At 62.3% G+C, this 24,697-nt stretch carries 13 protein-coding genes, 2 tRNA genes, 3 rRNA genes and 1 riboswitch; of the genes, 7 read left to right on the top strand and 11 right to left on the bottom strand.

Features of this window, described 5'->3' with window-relative positions; all coding sequences use genetic code 11:
- The first annotated feature begins 1 nt into the window (after position 1).
- Positions 2-2,542 carry an FtsX-like permease family protein gene (locus tag GGD40_RS35220; protein ID WP_257030667.1) on the top strand — a complete coding sequence of 847 codons (2,541 nt, stop codon included), beginning with the start codon at positions 2-4 and terminating at the stop codon, positions 2,540-2,542.
- Positions 2,543-2,661: 119 nt separating this feature from the next.
- A complete protein-coding gene (locus GGD40_RS35215; RefSeq protein ID WP_257030666.1) occupies positions 2,662-3,759 on the top strand; it encodes a lipocalin-like domain-containing protein in 1,098 nt (365 codons plus the stop codon).
- A 120-nt stretch (positions 3,760-3,879) separates the two neighbouring features.
- Here the strand turns inward: GGD40_RS35215 and rrf are convergent.
- From rrf to GGD40_RS35190, 5 genes are all read right to left on the bottom strand, one after another.
- Positions 3,880-3,993 (bottom strand): 5S ribosomal RNA (gene rrf, locus GGD40_RS35210).
- Between the two features lie 146 nt (positions 3,994-4,139).
- Positions 4,140-7,020 (bottom strand): 23S ribosomal RNA (locus GGD40_RS35205).
- A gap of 322 nt (positions 7,021-7,342) precedes the next feature.
- Positions 7,343-7,418 (bottom strand) — tRNA-Ala (locus GGD40_RS35200).
- Positions 7,419-7,477: 59 nt separating this feature from the next.
- Positions 7,478-7,554: transfer RNA gene (locus GGD40_RS35195), tRNA-Ile, on the bottom strand.
- A 65-nt stretch (positions 7,555-7,619) separates the two neighbouring features.
- Positions 7,620-9,150 (bottom strand): 16S ribosomal RNA (locus tag GGD40_RS35190).
- The 16S, 23S and 5S rRNA genes sit together here with 2 tRNA genes alongside, the layout of an rRNA operon.
- 590 nt (positions 9,151-9,740) lie before the next feature.
- Here GGD40_RS35190 and GGD40_RS35185 point away from each other — a divergent pair.
- Entirely contained in the window at positions 9,741-10,679 is a 939-nt protein-coding gene (locus GGD40_RS35185; RefSeq protein ID WP_179746826.1) for a flagellar brake protein, read from the top strand.
- A gap of 267 nt (positions 10,680-10,946) precedes the next feature.
- Here the strand turns inward: GGD40_RS35185 and GGD40_RS35180 are convergent, their stop codons facing one another.
- From GGD40_RS35180 to cobW, 4 genes are all read right to left on the bottom strand, one after another.
- On the bottom strand, positions 10,947-11,486 hold the full coding sequence (locus tag GGD40_RS35180; protein ID WP_179746825.1) for a vWA domain-containing protein: 540 nt from the start codon (positions 11,484-11,486) through the stop codon (positions 10,947-10,949).
- Between the two features lie 149 nt (positions 11,487-11,635).
- Positions 11,636-12,859 carry an ATP-binding protein gene (locus tag GGD40_RS35175; protein WP_179746824.1) on the bottom strand — a complete coding sequence of 408 codons (1,224 nt, stop codon included), beginning with the start codon at positions 12,857-12,859 and terminating at the stop codon, positions 11,636-11,638.
- Complete coding sequence (gene cobN / locus GGD40_RS35170; RefSeq protein WP_179746823.1) at positions 12,856-16,686, bottom strand: cobaltochelatase subunit CobN; 3,831 nt, start codon at positions 16,684-16,686, stop codon at positions 12,856-12,858. The genes GGD40_RS35175 and cobN overlap by 4 nt, the downstream gene beginning before the upstream one ends.
- Before the next feature lie 6 nt (positions 16,687-16,692).
- Positions 16,693-17,784 (bottom strand): cobalamin biosynthesis protein CobW, encoded by a 1,092-nt coding sequence (gene cobW, locus GGD40_RS35165; protein WP_179746822.1) that lies wholly within the window; start codon positions 17,782-17,784, stop codon positions 16,693-16,695.
- A gap of 89 nt (positions 17,785-17,873) precedes the next feature.
- Positions 17,874-18,152, bottom strand: a riboswitch (cobalamin riboswitch).
- A gap of 294 nt (positions 18,153-18,446) precedes the next feature.
- On the opposite strand from cobW, the gene GGD40_RS35160 reads away from it, so the two are divergent.
- Genes GGD40_RS35160 through bluB form a run of 4 tightly spaced genes read left to right on the top strand, consistent with a single transcriptional unit; the run spans position 18,447 to position 21,419 of the window.
- Entirely contained in the window at positions 18,447-18,863 is a 417-nt protein-coding gene (locus tag GGD40_RS35160) for a cobalamin biosynthesis protein (RefSeq protein ID WP_179746821.1), read from the top strand.
- A complete protein-coding gene (gene cobO, locus GGD40_RS35155; RefSeq protein ID WP_179746820.1) occupies positions 18,860-19,462 on the top strand; it encodes a cob(I)yrinic acid a,c-diamide adenosyltransferase in 603 nt (200 codons plus the stop codon). The genes GGD40_RS35160 and cobO overlap by 4 nt, the downstream gene beginning before the upstream one ends.
- A gap of 3 nt (positions 19,463-19,465) precedes the next feature.
- Complete coding sequence (locus GGD40_RS35150; RefSeq protein WP_179746819.1) at positions 19,466-20,764, top strand: cobyrinate a,c-diamide synthase; 1,299 nt, start codon at positions 19,466-19,468, stop codon at positions 20,762-20,764.
- Positions 20,748-21,419, top strand: a complete 672-nt coding sequence (gene bluB, locus GGD40_RS35145; protein ID WP_179746818.1) for a 5,6-dimethylbenzimidazole synthase — start codon at positions 20,748-20,750, stop codon at positions 21,417-21,419. The genes GGD40_RS35150 and bluB overlap by 17 nt, the downstream gene beginning before the upstream one ends.
- A 32-nt stretch (positions 21,420-21,451) precedes the next feature.
- On the opposite strand, the gene GGD40_RS35140 is transcribed toward bluB, so the two are convergent.
- Entirely contained in the window at positions 21,452-22,060 is a 609-nt protein-coding gene (locus GGD40_RS35140) for a DUF4136 domain-containing protein (protein WP_179746817.1), read from the bottom strand.
- A 36-nt stretch (positions 22,061-22,096) separates the two neighbouring features.
- Positions 22,097-24,682, bottom strand: coding sequence for a CHASE2 domain-containing protein (locus GGD40_RS35135; RefSeq protein ID WP_179746816.1), 2,586 nt, complete (start codon positions 24,680-24,682; stop codon positions 22,097-22,099).
- Positions 24,683-24,697 lie beyond the last annotated feature (15 nt).

The raw sequence follows: 24,697 nt of genomic DNA, 5'->3' as shown, positions 1-24,697 counted from the left end.
CATGCAAGGACATCGCGTTCTCGCGCGCTGGTTACTGGGCGCTGAATGGCGCAGTCATCGCGGCCGCGCACTGGTTGCAATTGCAACGATCGCACTCGGCGTGGCGCTGGGTTACGCGGTGCAATTGATCAACAGCGCGGCGTTCAACGAATTCTCCGCGGCGACCCGCAGCCTTTCCGGCGAGGCGGATTTGCAGGTGCGCGGCGCACAAGCCTGGTTCGACGAGTCCGTCTATCCGCGACTCGCCGACCAACCCGGCGTGGCGCTCGCCAGTCCCGTGCTGGCGCTCGATGTCACCGTGCCGGGCCGGAACGCCGCCCTGCCGCTGCTCGGTATCGATGTCTTCAAGGCTGGCCGCATCGCGCCGGATCTGATCGGCGTGCCGTCGACGGAGCGCCCATTCGATACGCTCGCGTCCGATACGGTGTTCCTCTCCGCAGCCGCACAGCAATGGCTCAACGTGAAAACCGGCGATGTGCTCGCGCTGCAGAGCGGCACGGCGATCGTGCGGTTTCGCGTCGCGGGCGGCCTGGTCAGGACGCGGCCGGGTCAGCGGCTCGCGGTGATGGATATCGCTGCGGCGCAGTGGAAATTCGGCAAGCTCGGCAAGCTGTCGCGCGTCGACGTGCAACTCGAACGCGGCGTGAATCGCGAACGCTTCAAGCAGGATCTGCAGACGCAGCTCGGCAGCCGTTGGGTGATCGCCGAAACACGCGATGCCGAAAGCCGCACGGATCGCCTGTCGCGCGCTTACCGGATCAACATGAATGTGCTTGCGCTGGTCGCGTTGTTCACCGGCGCGTTTCTGGTGTTTTCGACCCAGGCGTTAGGCGTCGTGCGACGGCGCGCGCAGTTCGCCATGTTGCGCGTGCTGGGCCTGACGCGCGGCCAACTGCTACGTCAGATACTGATGGAAGGCGCGCTGCTCGGCCTGCTCGGCGCGCTGTCCGGACTCGCGCTCGGCTATGCATTGGCGAGTGGCGCGCTGCGGTTTTTCGGCAGCGATCTGGGCGGCGGCTATTTTCCTGGCGTGCAGCCTCAAGTCGGTTTCGAACCGCTGGCGACCGCCTTGTTTCTGACGCTCGGCGTTGCCGTGTCGGTATTGGGCAGCCTCGCGCCGGCATTGGAGGCGGCCCGCGCGCGGCCCGCCGCGGCGCTCAAGGCCGGCGCCGAAGAAGGCGCGTTGGCGCGGCTCGCCACGCCGTGGCCTGCGTTGTTGTGTTTGTTAGCCGCCGCCGTGCTCACACAGATGCCGCCGTGGTTCGATACGCCGATCGGCGGCTATCTGGCGGTCGCGTTGTTGCTGGTCGGCGGCATTGCGTTGATGCCGCGTGTCACCGCGCTGGTGTTCGGTGCGGCGAGCCGCGCTTTCGGCACGCGACGTCGTGCCGGTGCCGCGAGTACGCTGGCGCTGGCGCGTCTCGCGAATGCGCCGGGCCATGCGTCGATTGCCATGGGCGGTGTGTTGTCGAGCTTTGCGTTGATCGTCGCGATGGCGATCATGGTGGCGAGTTTCCGTGTTTCCGTCGAAGACTGGCTGGTCCATCTGCTCTCCGCGGATCTGTATGTACGGGTCGCGCCGAACGGCGACACCGGCGGCTTGCGGCCGGATGAGCAGGCGCTTGTCGCCGCCGTGCCCGGCATCAAGACGGCCGCGTTCGCCCGCACTGCGCGTCTCACACTCGATCCGGCACGGCCGGACGTCGTGATGCTCGCCCGCGAAATCGACGCGGCCGATCCCGGCGCGAATTTGCAGATGACGGGGGCGGTGCTGCGTCCTGTGGATTTTCATGCGGATGAAACGCCGATCTGGGTATCCGAAGCCATGGTCGATCTGTATGGCTACAAGCTGGGACAGCGTGTGCGATTGCCGCTCGGCAAACCGGGACAGGTGTTCGTGGTGGCAGGCGTATGGCGCGACTACGTACGGCAAACCGGCGCGATTCAGATACGGCTCGCCGACTACCGTCGCTTGACCGCCGACACGAGCGCAACCGATGTGGCCGTCACCGCTCAACCCGGTGAGCCGGTTGAACGCGTTATGGCGGGGCTGCGTGCGCTGCCCTTCGGCGCGTCGCTGGAGCTTGCGCAACCGGGTGAAATCCGCGCACATACGCTGGTCATCTTCGATCGAAGTTTCGCGGTCACCTATCTTCTCGAGGCGGTCGCGATTGTGATCGGCTTGTTCGGTGTGGCCGCGACGTTCTCCGCGCAGACGCTCGCGCGGGCACGTGAGTTCGGCATGCTGCGACACGTCGGCGTCACCCGTTCGCAGGTGCTTGGCATTCTCGCGCTCGAAGGCGGCATGCTCACGGCTTGCGGTATCGCGATGGGTTTCATGCTGGGTTTTGCGATCAGTTTAATTCTGGTGTTTGTGGTCAATCCGCAGTCGTTTCATTGGACCATGTCGTTGCATGTTCCGTGGACGGTGCTGGCCACCGTCGCGCTGGTGATGCTGGTGTCGTCGTGTTCGACGGCGGTGATCGCGGGACGCGGCGCGGTGTCGGTGAATGCCGTGCGCGCGGTGAAGGAGGATTGGTGATGGGGGTTCTGCCGCTGGAGCGGATTCGCGACGCGATGCGCACGATCCCACGCTCACGCTCACTCTCACTCTCTCGTTACGGATTGGGCACTTGCGCGCATGGCGTGAATCGACAGCGAATGCTTGGTCTGTTGTGCGTCGTTGCACTGACTGCATCGAACGCTTTTGCCGCCGCGCCTCAATTTGCCGCGGTCACACCGGACCATGCGATCGCGTTGCCGCAGGACAGCGGCGCACACCCGGCGTTTCGCACCGAGTGGTGGTACGCGACGGGTTGGCTCACCACGCCGGATAATCAACCGATCGGGTTTCAGATCACCTTTTTCCGCTCGGCAACCGGACACGACAGCGCCGATCCGAGTGCTTTCGCGCCGTCGCAGTTGATCATCGCGCACGCTGCGTTGAGCGATCCGGCGCTCGGTCATCTTGCGCACGATCAGCGCATCGCGCGTGAGGGTTTCGACCTCGCCTATGCAAAGCCGGCAAATACCGACGTCAAACTCGACACCTGGAAAATCGTTCGCGCCGACGACGGCCACTACAACGTCACCATCGATGCGAACGGCTTTTCATTGCATCTCGTACTGACACCTTCTCAAGCACCGCTGATTCAGGGCGAACGCGGTTATTCGCGCAAAGGTCCGCGGCCCGAGCAGGCGAGTTACTACTACAGCGAACCTCAATTGCGCGTGAGCGGCAGTGTCGTGCGGCCGGCGGTCGGCGCCGGCAGTTCATCGCGCGGCGACACGGCGGTGACAGGCATGGCGTGGCTCGATCACGAATGGTCGAGTACCTTGCTCGACGCGAATGCCGTCGGATGGGATTGGCTAGGCGCGAATCTCGCTGACGGCTCCGCGTTGATGGCGTTCAAAGTGCGTAGTCGCGATGGACATGCCATGTGGGCACACGCGGCGCTTCGCCAACCCGATGGTCAGGTAACGCAGTTCAGCCGCGATGAGGTGGATTTCACGCCGGTTCGTACGTGGCGCTCACCTCGGACGAACACGTCGTATCCCGTGTCGATGTCGGTGAAAACGGGCCGGCTGACATGGCGACTCGATCCGTTGATGGACGATCAGGAACTGGATTCCCGGCAATCGACCGGCGCGGTGTACTGGGAAGGCGCAGTGCGCGTGAGCCGTGACGGCGCGGACGTGGGACGAGCCTATCTGGAGCTGACGGGTTATGCGGATGCGCTGCGGATTGGCAAGGAGTAAAAGCTTGATCGGGATCAGTTTTGCAGGGGTATGCGACAGGTGGTTGTTTGCGATTTTTTCATGGCCGTAAACGCAGAAACCCCACCTTTTGGGGTGGGGTTTCTGCGTTGCTGCTTGGGAGCCTGACGATTACCTACTTTCACACGGGCAATCCGCACTATCATCGGCGTGGAGTCGTTTCACGGTCCTGTTCGGGATGGGAAGGGGTGGTACCGACTCGCTATGGTCATCAGGCATGACTTGTTGCCGCACTGCCCTTTGGGCAATACAGCCAATCTGGAAGAAGTAGTTGAGAGAATGTCTCTCGGTATTACTTTGGGTTGTGCCTGTATTGCACAACACTGATCTCAACCGTGTGTCGAGAGAGACACACCTGTTATAGGATCAAGCCTTACGGGCAATTAGTATCAGTTAGCTTAACGCATTACTGCGCTTCCACACCTGACCTATCAACGTCCTGGTCTTGAACGACCCTTCAAGGGGCTCGAAGCCCCGGGGATATCTCATCTTAAGGCGAGTTTCCCGCTTAGATGCTTTCAGCGGTTATCTCTTCCGAACATAGCTACCCGGCGATGCCACTGGCGTGACAACCGGTACACCAGAGGTTCGTCCACTCCGGTCCTCTCGTACTAGGAGCAGCCCCCTTCAAATATCCAGCGCCCACGGCAGATAGGGACCAAACTGTCTCACGACGTTTTAAACCCAGCTCACGTACCTCTTTAAATGGCGAACAGCCATACCCTTGGGACCGGCTACAGCCCCAGGATGAGATGAGCCGACATCGAGGTGCCAAACACCGCCGTCGATATGAACTCTTGGGCGGTATCAGCCTGTTATCCCCAGAGTACCTTTTATCCGTTGAGCGATGGCCCTTCCATACAGAACCACCGGATCACTATGACCTGCTTTCGCACCTGCTCGACTTGTCGGTCTCGCAGTTAAGCACGCTTATGCCATTGCACTATCAGCACGATTTCCGACCGTACCTAGCGTACCTTCGTACTCCTCCGTTACACTTTGGGAGGAGACCGCCCCAGTCAAACTGCCTACCATGCACTGTCCCCGATCCGGATTACGGACCAAGGTTAGAACCTCAAACAAACCAGGGTGGTATTTCAAGGATGGCTCCACGCAGACTGGCGTCCACGCTTCATAGCCTCCCACCTATCCTACACAGACCGGTTCAAAGTCCAATGCAAAGCTACAGTAAAGGTTCATGGGGTCTTTCCGTCTAGCCGCGGGGAGATTGCATCATCACAAACACTTCAACTTCGCTGAGTCTCGGGAGGAGACAGTGTGGCCATCGTTACGCCATTCGTGCAGGTCGGAACTTACCCGACAAGGAATTTCGCTACCTTAGGACCGTTATAGTTACGGCCGCCGTTTACCGGGACTTCAATCAAGAGCTTGCACCCCATCATTTAATCTTCCGGCACCGGGCAGGCGTCACACCCTATACGTCCACTTTCGTGTTTGCAGAGTGCTGTGTTTTTATTAAACAGTCGCAGCCACCAGTTTATTGCAACCCCTTCACCCTTCTGGCGCGAGCCAGTCAAGCTACAGGGGCGTACCTTATCCCGAAGTTACGGTACCAATTTGCCGAGTTCCTTCTCCCGAGTTCTCTCAAGCGCCTTAGAATACTCATCTCGCCCACCTGTGTCGGTTTGCGGTACGGTCTTGTTAAACTGAAGCTTAGAGGCTTTTCTTGGAACCACTTCCGATTGCTTCTTCACCTAGGTGAATGGCCTCGCACCCTTGAATTCCGCGCCCGGATTTGCCTAAGCGCCTTCTCCAATGCAAGGACCGGGACTTCCAACACCCGGACAACCTTCCGCGATCCGTCCCCCCATCGCATTTAACAATGGTGCAGGAATATTAACCTGCTTCCCATCAGCTACGCATTTCTGCCTCGCCTTAGGGGCCGACTCACCCTACGCCGATGAACGTTGCGTAGGAAACCTTGGGCTTACGGCGAGGGGGCTTTTCACCCCCTTTATCGCTACTCATGTCAGCATTCGCACTTCCGATACCTCCAGCGCACTTTTCAATGCACCTTCGCAGGCTTACGGAACGCTCTCCTACCATGCACATAAATGTGCATCCGCAGCTTCGGTATATTGCTTAGCCCCGTTACATCTTCCGCGCAGGACGACTCGATCAGTGAGCTATTACGCTTTCTTTAAAGGATGGCTGCTTCTAAGCCAACCTCCTGACTGTTTTAGCCTTCCCACTTCGTTTCCCACTTAGCAATATTTGGGGACCTTAGCTGGCGGTCTGGGTTGTTTCCCTCTTGACACCGGACGTTAGCACCCGATGTCTGTCTCCCGTGATTGCACTCTTCGGTATTCGGAGTTTGCTATGGCGTAGTAATCCGCAATGGACCCCACAACCATGACAGTGCTCTACCCCCGAAGGTGATACACGAGGCACTACCTAAATAGTTTTCGGAGAGAACCAGCTATTTCCAGGTTTGTTTAGCCTTTCACCCCTATCCACAGCTCATCCCCTAACTTTTCAACGTTAGTGGGTTCGGACCTCCAGTACGTGTTACCGCACCTTCATCCTGGCCATGGATAGATCACCTGGTTTCGGGTCTACACCCAGCGACTGAATCGCCCTGTTCGGACTCGCTTTCGCTACGCCTGCCCTAATCGGTTAAGCTTGCCACTGAATGTAAGTCGCTGACCCATTATACAAAAGGTACGCAGTCACCCCTCAAGGAGGCTCCTACTGTTTGTATGCATGCGGTTTCAGGATCTATTTCACTCCCCTCCCGGGGTTCTTTTCGCCTTTCCCTCACGGTACTGGTTCACTATCGGTCGATCACGAGTATTTAGCCTTGGAGGATGGTCCCCCCATCTTCAGACAGGATTTCACGTGTCCCGCCCTACTTGTCGTACACCTAGTTCTTCCTCGCTGTTTTCGTCTACAGGGCTATCACCTGCTATGGCGGCACTTTCCAGAGCCTTCGACTAACAATGAAGATAAAGAGTACAGGCTGGTCCCATTTCGCTCGCCACTACTCTGGGAATCTCGGTTGATTTCTTTTCCTGCGGTTACTTAGATGTTTCAGTTCACCGCGTTCGCTTCGCATGACCTATGTATTCAGTCATGGATACTCCATTCGGAGTGGGTTTCCCCATTCGGACATCTACGGATCAAAGCTCGTTTGCCAGCTCCCCGTAGCTTTTCGCAGGCTACCGCGTCCTTCATCGCCTGTGATCGCCAAGGCATCCACCACATGCACTTGTTCGCTTGACCCTATAACGGGTGTGTCTCACACCGCGTTCACTCGGAACGCAGCGCGGGTCACATCGTTACAGGTTGAGTATTCGTGTTGCGCCGTATTCCAAGGCAATCTTTCGATTACCTTTTCATACATTGATACAATCACAACCCTGATTCACCTACTCGCCTACCCATCTCTAGATAGCCTTTCGTGAATCTCTTTACTACTTCTTCCTGATTGTTAAAGAACGACAGCCGATATCATGATTGCTATAACCACGTATCACTCTGACTGGCTCAATCGCCAATGCACAACCCTCTGCAGTACTTCCGCAGAACGCTATGCATTGATGATTGGTGGAGGATGACGGGATCGAACCGACGACCCCCTGCTTGCAAAGCAGGTGCTCTCCCAGCTGAGCTAATCCCCCAGTCACACATGAACTTCAAGGGTGCCTTCAACCGGTTAGCACAGCCACCGCAGAAACAGTGGTGGGTCTGGATGGATTCGAACCATCGACCCCCGCCTTATCAAGACGGTGCTCTAACCGACTGAGCTACAGACCCCTGAGTCTGTCTGAATTTACAGCCGATAAGCGTGAGCGCTCAACGTTCGACACGTTCAGCTCTAGAAAGGAGGTGATCCAGCCGCACCTTCCGATACGGCTACCTTGTTACGACTTCACCCCAGTCATGAATCCCACCGTGGTAAGCGCCCTCCTTGCGGTTAGGCTACCTACTTCTGGTGAAACCCACTCCCATGGTGTGACGGGCGGTGTGTACAAGACCCGGGAACGTATTCACCGCGGCATGCTGATCCGCGATTACTAGCGATTCCAGCTTCACGCACTCGAGTTGCAGAGTGCGATCCGGACTACGATCGGTTTTCTGGGATTGGCTCCACCTCGCGGCTTGGCAACCCTCTGTTCCGACCATTGTATGACGTGTGAAGCCCTACCCATAAGGGCCATGAGGACTTGACGTCATCCCCACCTTCCTCCGGTTTGTCACCGGCAGTCTCCCTGGAGTGCTCTTGCGTAGCAACTAGGGACAAGGGTTGCGCTCGTTGCGGGACTTAACCCAACATCTCACGACACGAGCTGACGACAGCCATGCAGCACCTGTGTTATGGCTCCCTTTCGGGCACATCCACCTCTCGGCAGACTTCCATACATGTCAAGGGTAGGTAAGGTTTTTCGCGTTGCATCGAATTAATCCACATCATCCACCGCTTGTGCGGGTCCCCGTCAATTCCTTTGAGTTTTAATCTTGCGACCGTACTCCCCAGGCGGTCAACTTCACGCGTTAGCTACGTTACTAAGTCAATGAAGACCCAACAACTAGTTGACATCGTTTAGGGCGTGGACTACCAGGGTATCTAATCCTGTTTGCTCCCCACGCTTTCGTGCATGAGCGTCAGTATTGGCCCAGGGGGCTGCCTTCGCCATCGGTATTCCTCCACATCTCTACGCATTTCACTGCTACACGTGGAATTCTACCCCCCTCTGCCATACTCTAGCCCGCCAGTCACAAATGCAGTTCCCAGGTTAAGCCCGGGGATTTCACATCTGTCTTAGCGGACCGCCTGCGCACGCTTTACGCCCAGTAATTCCGATTAACGCTTGCACCCTACGTATTACCGCGGCTGCTGGCACGTAGTTAGCCGGTGCTTATTCTTCCGGTACCGTCATCCTCCCGCCGTATTAGGGCAGAAGTTTTCTTTCCGGACAAAAGTGCTTTACAACCCGAAGGCCTTCTTCACACACGCGGCATTGCTGGATCAGGGTTTCCCCCATTGTCCAAAATTCCCCACTGCTGCCTCCCGTAGGAGTCTGGGCCGTGTCTCAGTCCCAGTGTGGCTGGTCGTCCTCTCAGACCAGCTACAGATCGTCGCCTTGGTAGGCCTTTACCCCACCAACTAGCTAATCTGCCATCGGCCGCCCCTGTAGCGAGAGGTCCTAAGATCCCCCCCTTTCCTCCGTAGAGCGTATGCGGTATTAATCCGGCTTTCGCCGGGCTATCCCCCACTACAGGACACGTTCCGATGTATTACTCACCCGTTCGCCACTCGCCACCAGGATTACTCCCGTGCTGCCGTTCGACTTGCATGTGTAAGGCATGCCGCCAGCGTTCAATCTGAGCCAGGATCAAACTCTTCAGTTCAAACCTGTTACTGTTTTTCGGTTCCGTTAAGAACCGGTCGCTCACTCAACGTACTGACGAATTGTTCGACCATCTTGCGATGCTCAAACCTTCCTTTCATTACTGTGTGAGACTTGATACTTTCGCTTTGCGGCAGATCCCGAAAGATCCGCCTCGCGTCTCGCATCAAGCGCCCACACTTATCGGCTGTTAATTTTTAAAGATCGATTACGCATTCACTACCGAACCCGCACCGCTGTCGTCAACTTCACAACTACCGGTACCGCTTCGTTCTGCGTCGCTGCATCTGCAGCAGAGAAACGAGATTATGGAGATAGGCTTGCAGGTCGTCAACCCCTTTCACGCAATATTTTCCGAAGAGGGAGAAGATCTCGATGAGTCGCCGCGACTCATCCTTGAAATTAGTTAGCGATCCGATTTAAATGGGATCCTGCCGAAGGAACATCGCACTCACGTCGATCCGATAGTGATCTCGTGGCAAATCAACACCATAGCGAAGCCACGATCGCCCTCGAACGACCGGAAACTAAAGTTTTTCGCCACTCGTCCGTTAGCCATAGATATCCCGTCACTCACAAAAATAGCCGACCATGGACAATCCAGTCGAGCAACACTCCGAGGAAAACCCGCCCGCCGCTTCGTCGGCGGCCCTATCAATGGACGCGGTGCCGGTAGGCGCGCCGCTCGAATGGCCGATCGTCGACGCCGACGGCACGCTCCTGTTTTCCAACGGCACCATTCTCGCGACCACGGACGAGCGCAACTTCCTGTTCACGCACTTCCAGCCGCATCGCGGCGATCTGCTGGACCGAACGACGCACGAGCCGGCCGAGGCCGAACTCCACGCCGATCCCGCAAACCCTTTGACAATCAAGGACATGCACCTTGAAATCGGCGCGCTGATCGGCGTGCGGTCGCAAGTCGGCAGCGCCGCGCCCATGCATCCGTGCCGGATCATCGGCTTTGCGCCGAATCACGCGTTATTCGTCACGCCGCCGCTGCATCAAGGTCGGGTCCTGCCGCTGGGGCTGGGTGAAAACATCGAAATCGTCGCGATAGCGAGCCATGCGGTGTTCCGCTTCGTCTGCACGATCGAGGCGATCTGCCGTTCGCCATTCGATTATGTCGTGCTGTCGAAGCCCGGCGTGATCCGCCGTCTGCGCGAACGCAAGTCGATTCGCGTCAATACGCACCTCGCGGTGCGTTTCGGTATTGGCGAAACCGGGGAATCGTATGAAGGCCTCGGGCTCGCGAAGGGGATCAGCGCGCTCGGCATGTCGCTGGCCGCTTCGTGGACCGTGGGCACGGTTGGTGAGCGGCTGCGGGTCGCCTTCCGGTTGAAGTCGGCGGAAATGGACACCGAGATTGAAACCACCGCGATGATTCGGAATGTGCACAAAGCCGGCAGTCCCGGCGAGCCGTCGACCCATGGGCTGGAATTCGACCAACTCGACACGGCGCAGCAAATGGCGATGAAAGTCTTCGTGTTCGATCGTCAGGACGATGTGTCGCATTGGACGAACGGTTGACGCGGGGGCAAACGGCGAGCGGCGCGGCGGATGTGTTGCGTGGGCGTGCGGTTGGGGAGTTGTCGGGACGTTTGGTCGGAGCCTTGGGGCGGAGTGCTTGATCGGAGGCTTGATCGGAGGCTTGATCGAAGCGTTTGATCGAAGCGTTTGATCGAAGCGTTTGATCGAAGCGTTTGATCGAAGCCTTTGATCGAAACGTTTGATCGAAGTGCTTGATCCGGGCGACCGATCGAGGTGTTCAATCAAATCGCCTCGCCCCCCATTCAATCAACCAATCAACTCTTCCGCCGTAACATACCGCGCGCCCCAGCCATCGGCGAGTGATGCGCACCGTCCCAGCCGTATCGCGCCCTGCTCGAAATCGACAACTACGATCTGATCCACATCGCGCGGCCGCGCCGGTTCATCGCTTGTGCGGCCGTCGGTCAAGATCCACAGCCAGCGCTGCTGGGCAGGTCTACGACGCGCGCTGTCTTCCAGCAACCGCACCGCTCGCCCGACACCGACCGCAAGCGGCGTCCCGCCGCCACCACCCACGGGCCTGAGCCAACGCTCGTTCCACCAGCGCGGCACGGCCGGGCCGAAACGCACATCCGCGCCCGAGCCGCCGAAACAGACCAGCGCCGCCTCGGCGCGCGCGGCGCTTGCGCGGTCGAACAATCCAATCAGCAGCCCTTTGGCCAGCGCGAGTCGCTCTCCGGCCAGCATCGATGCCGAGCAATCGAGCAAAAAACAATGCAGCACGCCACCGCGCGGCGCTTCACGCACGAACCGCAAATGGTCCGCTCGCAGCGTCTGCCGGCGCATTGCCGCCAGTGTGGGCGGCCACGCTATGCGCTTGCCCTGCTTGTCGACCCATTGATCACGCGGACCCGAAAGCGGTCCTGCGCTCGCGCGCGCGCCTTGCCGCCATCGAAAACCGCTGCGTGAATCAGCGGCTGCGCCCTTCCGATGGCTCAGCGTTTTTTTACGCTGAGCGGTATAACGCCTTTGACTTGAGTGGTCCCAGCGGGCTCGGGCGGTAAATAACCCCAGTCAGCTTCGCCGGAATCGCCATTGGAATTAGCACCGACGGACGACATCCCGACGCCTCGCGAAGAAGCCGACGAAGAAGCCGACGAAGCCGCAGACGAAGAAGACTCAGCGCGCCGCTCAGGCTCATCTCCACTCCGCCCCTGCCGCCCGGCATCCCCATCACGCGACTCACCCGGCGCCGAACTCTCCCGCTGATGACGCCGATGAACCAGCACCGCCTCGGCGACACGATCCACATGCTCGGCCGTCACCGCCGCGGCCTGCTCCAGCGCCGCCAACGCTCGCGCCGCGCGCAGCATCACGAGATCGGCGCGCAAACCATCGACGGCCGCGTCGATACACAACGCGCTGACGCGCGCGTGCACCGCGTCGTCGAACGCGAGTTGCGGCAGCGTCGCGCGGGCGGCCTGAATCCGCCGAACATAAAGCGCCTGCTGCTGCGCATAGCCCGCGCGAAAACCCTGCGGATCGAGATCGAACGCAAGCCGCGCCTTCACGATCTGCTGGCGCACCTGCGGCTCAAAACAGTTTTGCAATTCGACCATCAACCCGAAGCGGTCGATTAGTTGCGGCCGCAACTCTCCCTCTTCCGGATTCATCGTGCCGATCAGCACGAAGCTCGCGTCGTGGCTGTGCGAAACGCCGTCACGTTCGATGCTATTCACGCCGCTTGCCGCCGCGTCGAGCAAGGCATCGACGAGCGCATCCGGTAGCAGATTGACTTCATCCACATACAGCACGCCGCGATGTGCCTTCGCGAGCAAGCCGGGTGAGAAGCGCACCGCGCCGTCGCGCAGCACGGTTTCGATATCGAGTGTGCCGATCAGGCGGTCTTCGCTGGCGCCGAGCGGCAGGTTGACCAATTGGCCTTCCGGCAACAACTCGGCCAGCGCGCGCGCCGCAGTCGACTTCGCCGTGCCGCGCGGCCCGGTGACCAGCACGCCGCCCAGCCCCGGATCGATCGCGGCCAGTAGAAGCGCCTGCTGCAACGGCGTCTGCCCGACCAGCGCGGCAAACGGAAAAGCGAGGCGTGGGTTTGCGCCTTGAGTAACGCCTTGGTCCGAGCCCTGAATCACGCCCTGCGTCAAGTCTTGGTCCGCGCCCTGAATCACACCCTGATCGCCGCCCCGCTTCCCCTCACTCATATCCGCGCCCCCTCGATCTGCTGCTCGCTCGCGAGCAAATGCCGTTCAACCTGCCCACGATACTCACCCGGCGCCTGCCACAACCCTCGCTGCATGGCCTCAAGCAGCCGCTCGCAAATCGAATGGAACGCATGCGGATTGTGCCGCTGCAAGAACTCGCGCGTATCCGCATCGTTCAGATAGGCATCGGTGACGAGCGCATATTGATGATCCGCGACCACGCGCGCGGTCGCGTCATAACCGTACAGATAGTCCACCGTCGCGGCGATTTCCGCTGCGCCCTTGTATCCGTGACGCTTCACGCCGTCGAGCCACTTCGGATTGACCACGCGCGAGCGAATCACCCGCGCGATCTCCTCATGCAGCGTCCGCACGCGCGGCGCGGCCGGATTGCTGTGATCGGCGTGATACACGCTCGGTTGATCGCCGGCCAGATGCCGCACCGCCGCGACCATGCCGCCCTGGAACTGGTAGTAGTCGTTCGAATCGAGCAGATCGTGCTCGCGGTTGTCCTGGTTCTGCAGCACCACGTCCATCGCGGCGAGGCGCACGCCGAACGCTTGCCGCGCTTCTTCGCCCGCGCTCTTCTGCGTGTACGCGTAACCGCCCCACGCCTGATACGCATTCGCGAGATCGGCGTCGGTCTGCCATTGTTGCGAGTCCATCATGTCCTGCAGACCCGCGCCATACGCACCGGGCCGCGCGCTGAACACGCGCCAGCCGGCGCGCCGGCGCGCCTCGGCGGCGTCCATGCCGCGCGCGACCAGCGCGTCGCGTTCGCGCAGCACGCGCGCACGAATCGGATTCAGGTCCTCCGGCTCATCCAGTTCGGCCACGGCTTGCACGGCGGCGTCGAACAGATGCATCACATTGGCGAACGCATCGCGGAAAAAACCGGACACGCGCAGCGTGACGTCGATACGCGGCCGGTCGAACGCGTCGATCGGCATGATCTCGAAGTCGGTCACGCGATGACTGCCCGGCGCCCACTTCGGCCGCACGCCGAGCAAGGCAAGCGCCTGGGCGATATCGTCGCCGCCGGTGCGCATCGTCGCGGTGCCCCACACCGAGAGACCGATGGCGCGCGGATAGTCGCCTTTCTCCTGCAAATGCCGCTCGATCAGTTGCTGGGCAGACTTCAATCCGAGCGACCAGGCGGCTTGCGTCGGAACCGCGCGCGTGTCGACGGAATAGAAATTGCGGCCGGTGGGCAGTACGTCAGGGCGTCCGCGCGATGGCGAACCGCTCGGCCCCGGCGGCACAAACCGCCCTTCGAGGCCGCGCTTCAATTGCATCATTTCCTGCGGACCGCACGCGTCGAGGCGAGGCAATACATCGTTGCGCAGACGCTCGATCACACGCTCCGCTTGCGGCAAACCGCCAGCGGCCGGCGTTAAATCCACCTCGGCGCGAGCGTCGCCATCGCCGCGATCAACACAATCCCCACACACGCCCCGCAACATCTCCGCCGCGAGCAATTCCAGCCGTTCGCGCGTATCGCCGCAATGCCGCCACGGCGCGTCGCTCACGCGCTGCAACACATCAGGACGCGGCCCGTCCCACACCGCCGACCAATCCACCGACAGCGGATCGAACAGATGATCCATCCGCAGATCGCGGGCCAGCGCATCGATCAACCCAGCCTTGCCGCCTTGCCCGTCACCGACGGGAAAGCGCCCCAACGCCAGCAACGTATCGCGCCGTTGCACACCGTCAGGCGATTGGCCGAACGTGTGCAAACCATCGCGAATCTGCGCTTCTTTCAACTCGCACAGCCAGGCGTCGACGCGCGTCAGCAGCGTATCTTCCGCGTCCTGCCCGTTCGGCGCCGCGAGACTCAGTTCTTCATGCAGCTTATGTTCGACGATGGTCGCCAGAATCGTGCTCCGCAACAGCTTCGAGCGGCGCGGGTCGACCATCAGCGCTTCATAGTATTCGTCGACCTGGCGTTCGAGGTCCTGCAAAGGCCCGTATGTTTCGGCGCGCGTGAGCGGCGGCATCAGATGATCGATGATCACGGCCTGCGCGCGACGCTTCGCCTGGCTGCCCTCGCCCGGATCGTTGACGATGAACGGATACAGATGCGGCATCGGCCCAAGAATCAGATCGGGCCAGCACGCCTCGCTCAGCGCGACGCTCTTGCCGGGCAGCCATTCAAGATTACCGTGCTTGCCGACATGCACGACCGCGTCGATCCCGAACTGATGACGCAGCCAGAAATAGAACGCGAGGTACGCATGCGGCGGCACGAGTTCGGCGTCGTGATAGCTCGCGTAGTCGCCCTGCTCGCGCGAACGCGACGGCTGAATGCCCACGAACACCTGTCCGCAGCGCCATCCCGCGATCATGAAACGGCCGCGCCGCAACGTCGGGTCCTGCTCGGGCGTACCCCAGCGCGCGTTCAATGCCTCGCGCGCATCGGCGGGCAACGCGTTGAAGTAAATCAGATAGTCGTCGAGCGCGAGGCTTTGCAACGCCGGCCGCAAATCCCGCACCACGGGGTCGTTGGTCACGCCTTCGGTGAGCTGCCGCAACAGCGCGCCGCCGTCCGCGGGTAAATCGGCGAGGCGATAACCCTCGTCGCGCAGCATCGCCAGAATGCCGACCACCGAAGCCGGTGTATCGAGCCCGACGCCATTGCCGATCCGCCCTTCGCTCATCGGATAGTTGGCGAGAATCAGCGCGAGTCTCTTGTCCGCGTTATCGAGCGTGCCGAGACGGCACCAACGGCGGCTCAGTTCGGCAAGAAAGTCCACGCGTTCGAGATCCGGCTGATAGCGGACCACATCGACTTCGGTGTGCGGACAACGATAGGCCAGACCCTTGAAACTGATCGCGCGCGTGATGATCCGCCCGTCCACTTCCGGCAGCGCGATGTGCATCGCGATATCACGCGAATTGAGGCCCTGGTTGTCCTTCAGCCAGTCCTCGCGATTGCCGCCGCTCAGGATCACCTGCAGCACCGGCGCGTCGCCGGCGAGCGCGAGCGGCTCGGGATCGTCGATCGCGGACGCGGCGAATGCGGTCGTGTTCAGCACCAGCGCGACCTTATGTTGCGCGCACAACGACTGCACGACGTCGCGGCTCATCGCATCTTTCAGCGACGTAATCGCGACCGGCAGCGGATTGAGCCCTTGCGCCTCAAGCGCGTCGATCAGCGCATCGAACACTGCCGTATTGGCCGCCTGCAGATGCGCCTTGTAGAACAGGATCGCGGCCACCGGCGCGCCGACGCGCCAGCGCGCCTGCCAATCGGCGACGCTCGGCGTATCGCGCTCGGGGTGATAGAGCGTGGCGGCGGGCAACGCGCGCGGCGGCGCCGGTTCACGTCCCCAGCCGAACGTGCGGTGCGCGATGCAGCGCAAAAACGCTTCCGCATTCTGCGCGCCGCCTTCGCGCAGGTAGCGCCACAACTGATGGCACAGATCGGCGTCTGCGGTGCTGCGCGCCAGTAGATTCGGATCTTCCTGCAGGTCGCCGGAAAACATCGCAAGCGTCTGCTGCTTACGCTCGGCGAGCGCGACCACCTGCTCGATGCCGTAAGGCCAATACGCCTCGCCACCGAGATGATCGACCACCACCACGCGCGCATGCTGCAACACGTCTTCGACATAGAAGTCGACCGAAGCCGGCTGCCGCAGATACGTGACGTTCGCGAGCCGCAGACTCGGAAAGCCTTCACCCAGACGTGGAAAAACGCTCGCCAGCAGCGACAGCGTGGTGTCGGCGGAGCTGAGCACGACGATCTCGGCAGGCTGCTGATCGATACGGATCACGCCTTGCGTATCGTCGACAAAACCGCCCGGCGTCGTGCGCAGCAGATGCATGAGCGCTTACGCCTGTTGCGCTTCGTGGCGGGTCGAGACGCCCAGCGCGACGTTGAACGCGCGTTGCAGCGCGGCCTGGTCGAGGTCTTCGCCGATCAGCACGAAGCGGCTGCGGCCGCCTTCGCCGGCCTGCCAGCGTCGATCGAAATAGCTGTCGAAGCGGCGGCCCACGCCTTGAATCACCAGCCGCATCGGCGCGCCCGGCAGCGCGGCGAAACCCTTCACGCGGTAAATCGTGTTGGTTTCGACGAGCGACTGCAACGCGGCGATCACCGCTTCGCGCGACGGCGCATCCGCCTGCACCACCACCGAATCGAATTCGTCGTGATGGTGATCGGCATCTTCAGCGGAGCCGTGATGGTCGTGGCGCAAATGGATCGTTTCTTCCGACGCCGCTTCGAGCCCGAGCAACGTATGCAGATCGAGCTGGCCCATGTGTGCGCGCACGATCTTCACTTGCGGCGGAATCTCCTCGCGGATCACGGCCTCGACCGCGCCTTGCTGCGCGTCGTCGAGCAGATCGGTCTTGTTCAGGATCACCAGATCGGCCGCGGACAACTGGTCTTCGAACAGTTCGTGCAGCGGCGATTCGTGATCGAGATTCGGATCGGCCTGGCGCTGCGCGTCCACGGCGACCGGATTGTCGGCGAACTGGCCGCTCGCGGCAGCCGGGCCGTCCACCACCGTGACCACCGCGTCGACGGTGAAGCTGTTCTTGATCTGCGGCCAGTTGAACGCCTGCACGAGCGGCTTGGGCAACGCGAGGCCGGAGGTTTCGATCAGCACGTGATCGATCTGGCCGCGGCGTTCCACGAGCTTTTCCATCACCGGGAAGAATTCTTCCTGCACCGTGCAGCACAGGCAGCCGTTCGCCAGTTCATACAGTTGGCCTTCGGTCTCGACGCCGTTTTCGTCGCAACCGATACCGCAACCCTTGAGGATTTCGCCGTCGATACCAAGTTCACCGAACTCGTTGACGATCACCGCGATGCGCTTGCCGCCCGCATGCTGAAGAATGTGCCGCAGCAGCGTGGTCTTGCCGCTGCCGAGAAAGCCCGTGACGATGGTGACGGGAATCTTGCGCATTTGAGTTTGCATCGTGAGGTCCATCCGTAGGAGTTGCACGGGTACGCCGGCGCGTTTCGTTTTGTGCGGAGGTCATGAGCGCACGCCGCATCCCCGCGGCGTTCGTTCTGCATGTTCTGGCCGGTATCCGGGCTGGCGAAAGCGCCGCTTCCCCTTCCCGGGCGAGGAGTTTCTCGCCCAGTGGTGACATGCCGACGCGGCCTTGCGCGTGGACATTGAAGCCGGCTCCGCGACGCCGGAGACTGAACCGGACGCCACATTTCGCTTACCGTTGCGGGGGCAGCACAGGTTGACCCGGTCCTTTGCAGGCGGGCACCCTGTTTCCCGTTTAACTGCGTGCGCGAGAGCGCGCACACGAGCACCAAAAGTGCGTGCGAGTGTAGGCCCGCGGCCCGCCGCCGTCAAGGAAACACCGGCCGCGAAGGCTTATCGGGCGGGGTGTCGTGTGCTATCGTATGCGCGCGTTTGGTGCCTGCCCATGCGTTCGCATGTGCAGTTAAACGGGAGTTAGTTGTATTGCATGACCTCGATGCCGGACCTCAGACGCTTCTGCCTATTTCGTCCTTCCAATCCGCTGACGACGTGATGCACGCCGAGATGAGCCGCGCGTGGCTCAACGGCGAAATGAAGTCGGCGTCGATGTCGGCATTGCCGCGAATCACGGCGAATGCCCAATGAAAACGCTAAGTGTCGGCATCGGCTGCCGCTTGCATAGTTCGGCCGAACAGATCGAAGCGGCCGTGCGTGCCGCGCTCGGCACGTATCGGTTCGATCAGATCCGGGTCGTCGCTTCGATCGACACTAAATCGCAGCAAGCCGGTTTACTTGATTTCTGCACACGCTATGCTTTGCCGCTGGTTTTCTTCAGCCGCGAGCAGATCGCGGCGGTGCCGGTAGAAACATACTCGGCAGCGGCAAAGACCCATCTCGGCGTGGACGGTGTGTGTGAGCCGTGCGCGCTGCTGGCTGGGGCGGCCGAACCGCCGGCGTCGCGAGCCCGCCTTATCGTCCGCAAGACGATCCATGCCGGTGTCACCGTGGCTATCGCCGCATCCACCGACCGCGCCATCCAACAACAGGACCTGCCATGAAAACCGACCCCGAATCCCATCAACGGATGACCGAGCGCCGGCGCGAAGGCCACGAAAAGAAACAGGCCCAGGCCACCGTCGAAAAAGGTCTGCTGATCGTCAATACCGGCACCGGCAAGGGCAAAACCACGGCCGCGTTCGGCATGGCCGTGCGCGTGCTCGGCCACGGCATGCGGCTGGGCGTCGTGCAGTTCATCAAGGGCGCGTTGCATACGTCGGAGCGCGACTTCCTCGGCGCGATCGCCCATTGCGATTTCGTCACGATGGGCGACGGCTACACGTGGAACACGCAGAATCGCGACGCCGACATCGCCACCGCGCGCAAAGGCTGGGACGAAGCGCGCCGGATGATCGAAAGCGGCGATTACCAGATGGTGATCCTCGACGAACTGAACACCGTCCTCAAGTACGAATACCTGCCCCTCGACGAAGTCCTCGCCGTGTTGAACGCGCGCGCCGGGATGCTGCATGTGGTCGTGACCGGCCGTCACGCGCCGGACGCGCTGATCGAAGCCGCCGACCTGGTCACCGAAATGCGCATCGTCAAGCATCCGTACCGCGAGCAAGGTGTGAAAGCGCAACGCGGCGTGGAGTTTTAAGCCATGTCCGCGTGCCCGGCGCTCTTCATCAGCGCGCCCGCCTCAGGACAAGGCAAGACCACGATCACCGCGGGCCTCGCGCGCTATCACCGGCGCCAGGGAAAGCGCGTGCGCGTGTTCAAGACCGGCCCGGACTTTCTCGATCCGATGATTCTGGCGCGCGCGAGCGGCGCGCCGGTGCTGTCGCTCGATCTGTGGATGGTCGGCGAGCCCGCGTGCCGCGCGTTGCTCGCGCAGGCGGCGGCCGAAGCGGACCTGATCCTGATTGAAGGCGTGATGGGCCTGTTCGACGGCACGCCGAGCAGCGCCGATCTCGCCACCGCGTTCGGCGTGCCGGTGCTCGCGGTGATTTCAGCGAAGGCGATGGCGCAGACCTTCGGCGCGGTCGCCTTCGGTCTTGCGCAATTCCGGCCACAGGTGCCGTTTTACGGCGTGCTCGCAAATCGCGTCGGCTCCGCGCGGCATGCGCAGATGCTTGAAGAAGCGCTGCCGGCCGGGCTGCGCTGGTGCGGCCACATTGCCGCCAGCGACGAAATCCAGTTGCCGGATCGCCACCTCGGTCTGCACCAGGCGTCCGAGATCGACGATCTGGACGCGCGCCTCGATCGCGCTGCCGACACGCTCGGCGAAACCGCGCTGGCCGTGCTGCCGCCGCCGGTCGAGTTCGGCCCACCGTCGGCCGCCGAGTTGCCGCGCCTGCTGGAAAGCAAAACGATCGCGATCGCGCGCGACGCCGCGTTCTCGTTCATCTACCCGGCCAACCTCACGCTGCTGGAAGCACTCGGCGCGCGCCTCGCCGACTTCTCGCCGCTCGCCGACGAAGCCCTCCCGCCGAATGCCGATGCCCTCTATCTGCCAGGCGGCTATCCGGAACTGCACGCGGCAACGCTCGCAAGCAACACGCGCAGCGCGGCAAGCATTCGCGCGCATGTGGCGGCCGGCAAGCCGGTCGTCGCCGAATGCGGCGGCATGCTGTACCTGCTCGACCAGCTCACCGACACGCACGGCACCAGCACGCCGATGCTCGGCCTGCTGCCCGGTCACGCGACGATGCAAACGCGCTTCACCGCGCTCGGCATGCAACAGCTCGACGGCCCGCACGGCGCGCTGACGGGCCACACGTTTCACTACTCGAAGCTGAGCACGCCGCTCACGCCGCTGCACCACGCCACGCGGCCGAACAGCGCGACATCGGGCGAAGCCCTATATCGTCACGGCGCCATCGTGGCAACCTATATGCACGCTTACTGGCCCTCCAACCCGGCCTTCACGGCCGCCCTGTTCCATGGCAACGCCTTTTAACGATTCCGAGCGCGACGCCGTCTACCGCGCCATTTATGAACGCCGCGACATGCGCCACTTCGTGCGCGATCCGGTCGATCCGGCTGTGCTGCAGCGTCTGCTCGACGCGGCGCATCACGCGCCGAGCGTCGGCTATATGCAGCCTTGGCGCATCGCGCGCATTACCGATCCGACGTTGCGCACGGCGTTGCACGCCACCGTCGAAAGCGAACGGCTCGCCACCGCCGACGCGCTCGGCAAGCGCCGCGAAGAGTTCATGAAGCTGAAAGTGGAAGGCATGCTGGAATGCGGCGAACTGCTGGTGATGGCGCTGATGGACGGCCGCGAGCGGCATATTTTCGGCCGCCGTACGCTGCCGGAGATGGACCTTGCGTCGGTTGCATGCGCGATCCAGAACATGTGGCTGGCCGCTCGGGCGGAAGGACTGGGGATGGGCTGGGTGTCGCTGTTCGACGTCGACACGGTTCGCACGCTGCTGCATATGCCGACGGGCGCGCGGCCGGTGGCGATTCTGTGTCTCGGCCACGTCGACCGGTTTTATAGTGAGCCGATGCTTGAAACGGAGCGCTGGGCGAGCCGCATGCCGCTCGCGGAATGCGTGTTTGAAAACCGCTGGCCGGAACAGGGAGAGGATCCCGTCAGCGGGGCGCGATGAGGCTGCTGTAGCGTTGCAGCAAACTCCACGCGTTACGGCTGCAGCGGCTTCACCGACACCACATCCGGCACGCCACTGGTCTTATCCTCGCGCAATTTCACGTGCCAGTCCGCCGGCGCCGCGAACGGCAACTGCGCCAGCGCGCTTTTCACGAGCGCCGGGGCGGCGTGCAGCGGATCGGCGTCGCGATCGCTGCTGACCGCGCTGACCTTGTAGACCTCCTGGCCGGTCGTGCGCTCGAAAAACCTCAGCGTCAACGCATGCCGGTAGGCGGGGCCGCCGAACAGCGCGAACGGCGCGCCCGGCTGATGGCCGCAATCGCCCGGCGCGCAATCCTTCACGTCGACGCCGATCGCCGCCGGCCGGGTGTCGTACGCGACCGACAACAGATAACGCGCCGATTTGCCCGGCGTCTCGGCGAAGCCCCGCTTCGCCAACACGTCGCGCAGCAAGCTTTCGAATTGCGGATGATCCGCGCTGGCATCCTGCGACGGCATGCGCTCAAGCGCATAGGTCCGCTCGCCTTGCAGCGCCGCCGCGGCATCCGTAGCGTGGGCGGTGTGCACGTCGGCGCTCAGGCCCGCACAACCGGTGAGACTCGCCGCGGCCAGCGCGGCACAGATCAGGATCGCTTTCACCATCTTCTCGCTTCAATAAAGTGCGTATTCATCGTCGTGTCAGGCGCGCCGCAACTCGGACGCCTCGGATTGCGCGTCGTCGAGCGCCGGCAGCTCAATCGTGAACGCGGTGCCCTTGCCAGGCGCGCTGACCACCGCGACATCGCCGCCATGGCGCGTCACGACGGTCTTCACGAATGCCATGCCCAAGCCCGCGCCGCCTACTTCGGGCCGCTCGGTCTCGTGAAAGCGCCGGAAACGCTCGAACAACCCGGCCTGCTGTTCCATCGGAATCCCGTAGCCTTCGTCGCGGATCGTGCACGACACGCGTCGCGCGCCGCCGCGTACGGACGTCGATTCAAGGCTCGCGAGGCTGCACGTGATCCGTGTGTCCGGCGGGCTGTACTTGACCGCGTTGTTCAGAATGTTGACCAGCGCGCGCGTCATCAGCGAGCGGTCGGCGCAGATCCAGTGGCCTTCTTCGGTATCGGCATCGGCATCGGCATCGGCTTGCGTTTGAGCTTGCGTTCCCTCGCCGGTGACCGTTTGCAGCGTGATGCGTTTGGCGTGCGCCTGCGGCCAGACCTCGTCGCTGGCGTCGATCAGCAACTCGGTCAGACTCACCGGCTCAAGCACATACGCTTGCGATTCGGCGCGCGCCAGTTGCACAAAGTCGTCGGCGAGCGTCAGCGCCCGCTGCGCATAACGCTCGATGCGTTCCAGCAAGCCGCGCGCGAGCACCGGCTCGTCGCGGGCGCGCTCGATCTCCACCAGCGCCAGAATCGACGCCTGCGGCGAACGCATATCGTGCGACAGCAGCCGCAGCGCATCTTCCCGCTGACGCTCAGCCGCGTGTAGCGCCGACACGTCGACGAGACCCGCGATCCACCCCGTCGTCTCACCCTGTTCGTTCGTGCAATTCGCGTAGCGCAGAAGATAATCGCACTCGCTCGCGTCCCGCACTTCGACACCCTGCGCCATCAAGCCGGCGAATTCGCGGCGCGCCGGATCGAGCAGCGCAGGCCACTGCGCGTGCGCGAACAGATTGTTGTCCCCGTCCGTGGCGGCATCGCGGTCGATGGTCTTGACCAGCGTCAGGCCGCCCAGCACCGCCTGCATGGAACGGCCTTCGGGCGCCGGCGCATTGAGCCGCGCGAAATGCGCCTTCGCCGCATGGTTCGCAATCAGCACGACGCCGCGCACATCGCTCACGAGGATCGGCTCCGGTATGCTGTCCAGGCTGTCCCACACGAAGCGCTTCATGTCCTGCACGCGCTGCGCGGCCTGCGCCATCAGCGCCATGTGCTGCTCCAGCACGTCGCCGCCGAACTCGCGGCCACGCGACGGCGTCTCCGGCAGCAGATGCGGTTCATCCGCGAGACGCTGCAGTTCGCCGCGCAGATAGGCCATCGTCATTTCGAGGCGTCGCCAGTTCCAGATCGGATACACGACCACCGCGCCGACGATCGCCGGGACCGGCGACATCCAGAGCCGTGCGCCGAACAGCAAGGCGGCGCTGCCGGCCGCGGCGAGCGCGCACAGCGCGCCGGTCAGCAACATCGAGCGGCGCGGCGACAACACCAGAAACCCGGCCAGCAACGCGCCGAGCGGCACGAGCGAGACCGCGCACAACACCCACGGCTCGGCCGGCTCGATCTGGCGGCCGGTGAGCAGCGTGTCGAGCACGTTTGCGTGGATATACACGCCGGGCAGCGGACCCAGTTCGCCGGACACCGGCGTCGCGAACCGGTCGTACAAACCGGACGCGGTCACGCCGATCAGCACGATGCGGCCGCGCAACTGGTCCGCCGGGACGTCGCCGCTGAGGACCTTCGCGAAACTTAGCTTCGTGTAGCTTTGTGCGTTCGGGCCGAAGGGGATGAGGAAGCGGCCTTCGTCGCCGCTGTCTTCGTTCTGGGCGGGCGTCGCGCCGCTCGTGGTCGTTGCGCCGCTTTCGCCCGTCGCACCGTCCGCAGCTCCGCTCCCCGCCACCACGCCGTCCCGCCTCACGTCATTCAAATGCAGCGTGCCGCGCTCGACCGCCTGCGCGGCGAGCACCATCAGTTGCGGCCAGCGCGACTGCGCGTCGCCCTCGAATTGCGCCACGCTGCGCACAATGCCGTCGCTGTCTACTTCGAAATTGATATGCCCGAGCCCCGCCGCCGCCTGCGCCAACGGCGCGACCGGTTCGACCACGCTGCGGCGCCCCGCGCTGTCCGGCGCAGTGAGCAGCACCGGCAGATAAGTCGGACTCAGCGCGATCGCGCGAGCCAGTGCCGCGTCTTCCGGATTGGCCTCGGTGAACAGCACGTCGTAGATCACCGCGGCGGGTTTGGCCTTGGCGATCTGCTCGAGCAGCCGCGCGTGAACGCTGCGCGGCCACGGCCAGCGCCCGAGTTGCGCCACGCTTGCGTTGTCGATTTCGACCACCACGATATCGGGCAGCACAGGCTGCGCATGCAAGCTCAGAAAGCGGTCGTAGACCAGATGATCGACGCTCGCGCTCAGCCGACCCAGCGAACTGAGCAGAATCACTACGATGCCGAGGCAGCCTATCGCCACCCATTCGATCAGGAAACGGCGACCGGCGCGCCGCCCCAGGCGGGCGCGCGGATCGAGGCTCAGACGCGTGGGTGTGATCGACAAGGCGTTGCGTGGTTG

This window comes from Paraburkholderia bryophila (assembly GCF_013409255.1).
Lineage (GTDB): Bacteria > Pseudomonadota > Gammaproteobacteria > Burkholderiales > Burkholderiaceae > Paraburkholderia.
Note: the sequence above shows the minus strand (reverse complement) of the source record. Positions and strands in the feature narration are given on the sequence as shown.

Bases quoted from the DNA above. Each gene is read 5' to 3' on its own strand.
- cobN (WP_179746823.1), bottom strand. From the start codon at position 16,686: ATGCATCTGCTGCGCACGACGCCGGGCGGTTTTGTCGACGATACGCAA.
- cobW (WP_179746822.1), bottom strand. From the start codon at position 17,784: ATGCAAACTCAAATGCGCAAGATTCCCGTCACCATCGTCACGGGCTTT.
- GGD40_RS35215 (WP_257030666.1), top strand. From the start codon at position 2,662: ATGCTTGGTCTGTTGTGCGTCGTTGCACTGACTGCATCGAACGCTTTT.
- GGD40_RS35150 (WP_179746819.1), top strand. From the start codon at position 19,466: ATGTCCGCGTGCCCGGCGCTCTTCATCAGCGCGCCCGCCTCAGGACAA.
- bluB (WP_179746818.1), top strand. From the start codon at position 20,748: ATGGCAACGCCTTTTAACGATTCCGAGCGCGACGCCGTCTACCGCGCC.
- GGD40_RS35175 (WP_179746824.1), bottom strand. From the start codon at position 12,859: ATGAGTGAGGGGAAGCGGGGCGGCGATCAGGGTGTGATTCAGGGCGCG.
- GGD40_RS35140 (WP_179746817.1), bottom strand. From the start codon at position 22,060: ATGGTGAAAGCGATCCTGATCTGTGCCGCGCTGGCCGCGGCGAGTCTC.
- GGD40_RS35220 (WP_257030667.1), top strand. From the start codon at position 2: ATGCAAGGACATCGCGTTCTCGCGCGCTGGTTACTGGGCGCTGAATGG.
- GGD40_RS35160 (WP_179746821.1), top strand. From the start codon at position 18,447: ATGAAAACGCTAAGTGTCGGCATCGGCTGCCGCTTGCATAGTTCGGCC.
- cobO (WP_179746820.1), top strand. From the start codon at position 18,860: ATGAAAACCGACCCCGAATCCCATCAACGGATGACCGAGCGCCGGCGC.
- GGD40_RS35185 (WP_179746826.1), top strand. From the start codon at position 9,741: ATGGACAATCCAGTCGAGCAACACTCCGAGGAAAACCCGCCCGCCGCT.
- GGD40_RS35180 (WP_179746825.1), bottom strand. From the start codon at position 11,486: ATGCGCCGGCAGACGCTGCGAGCGGACCATTTGCGGTTCGTGCGTGAA.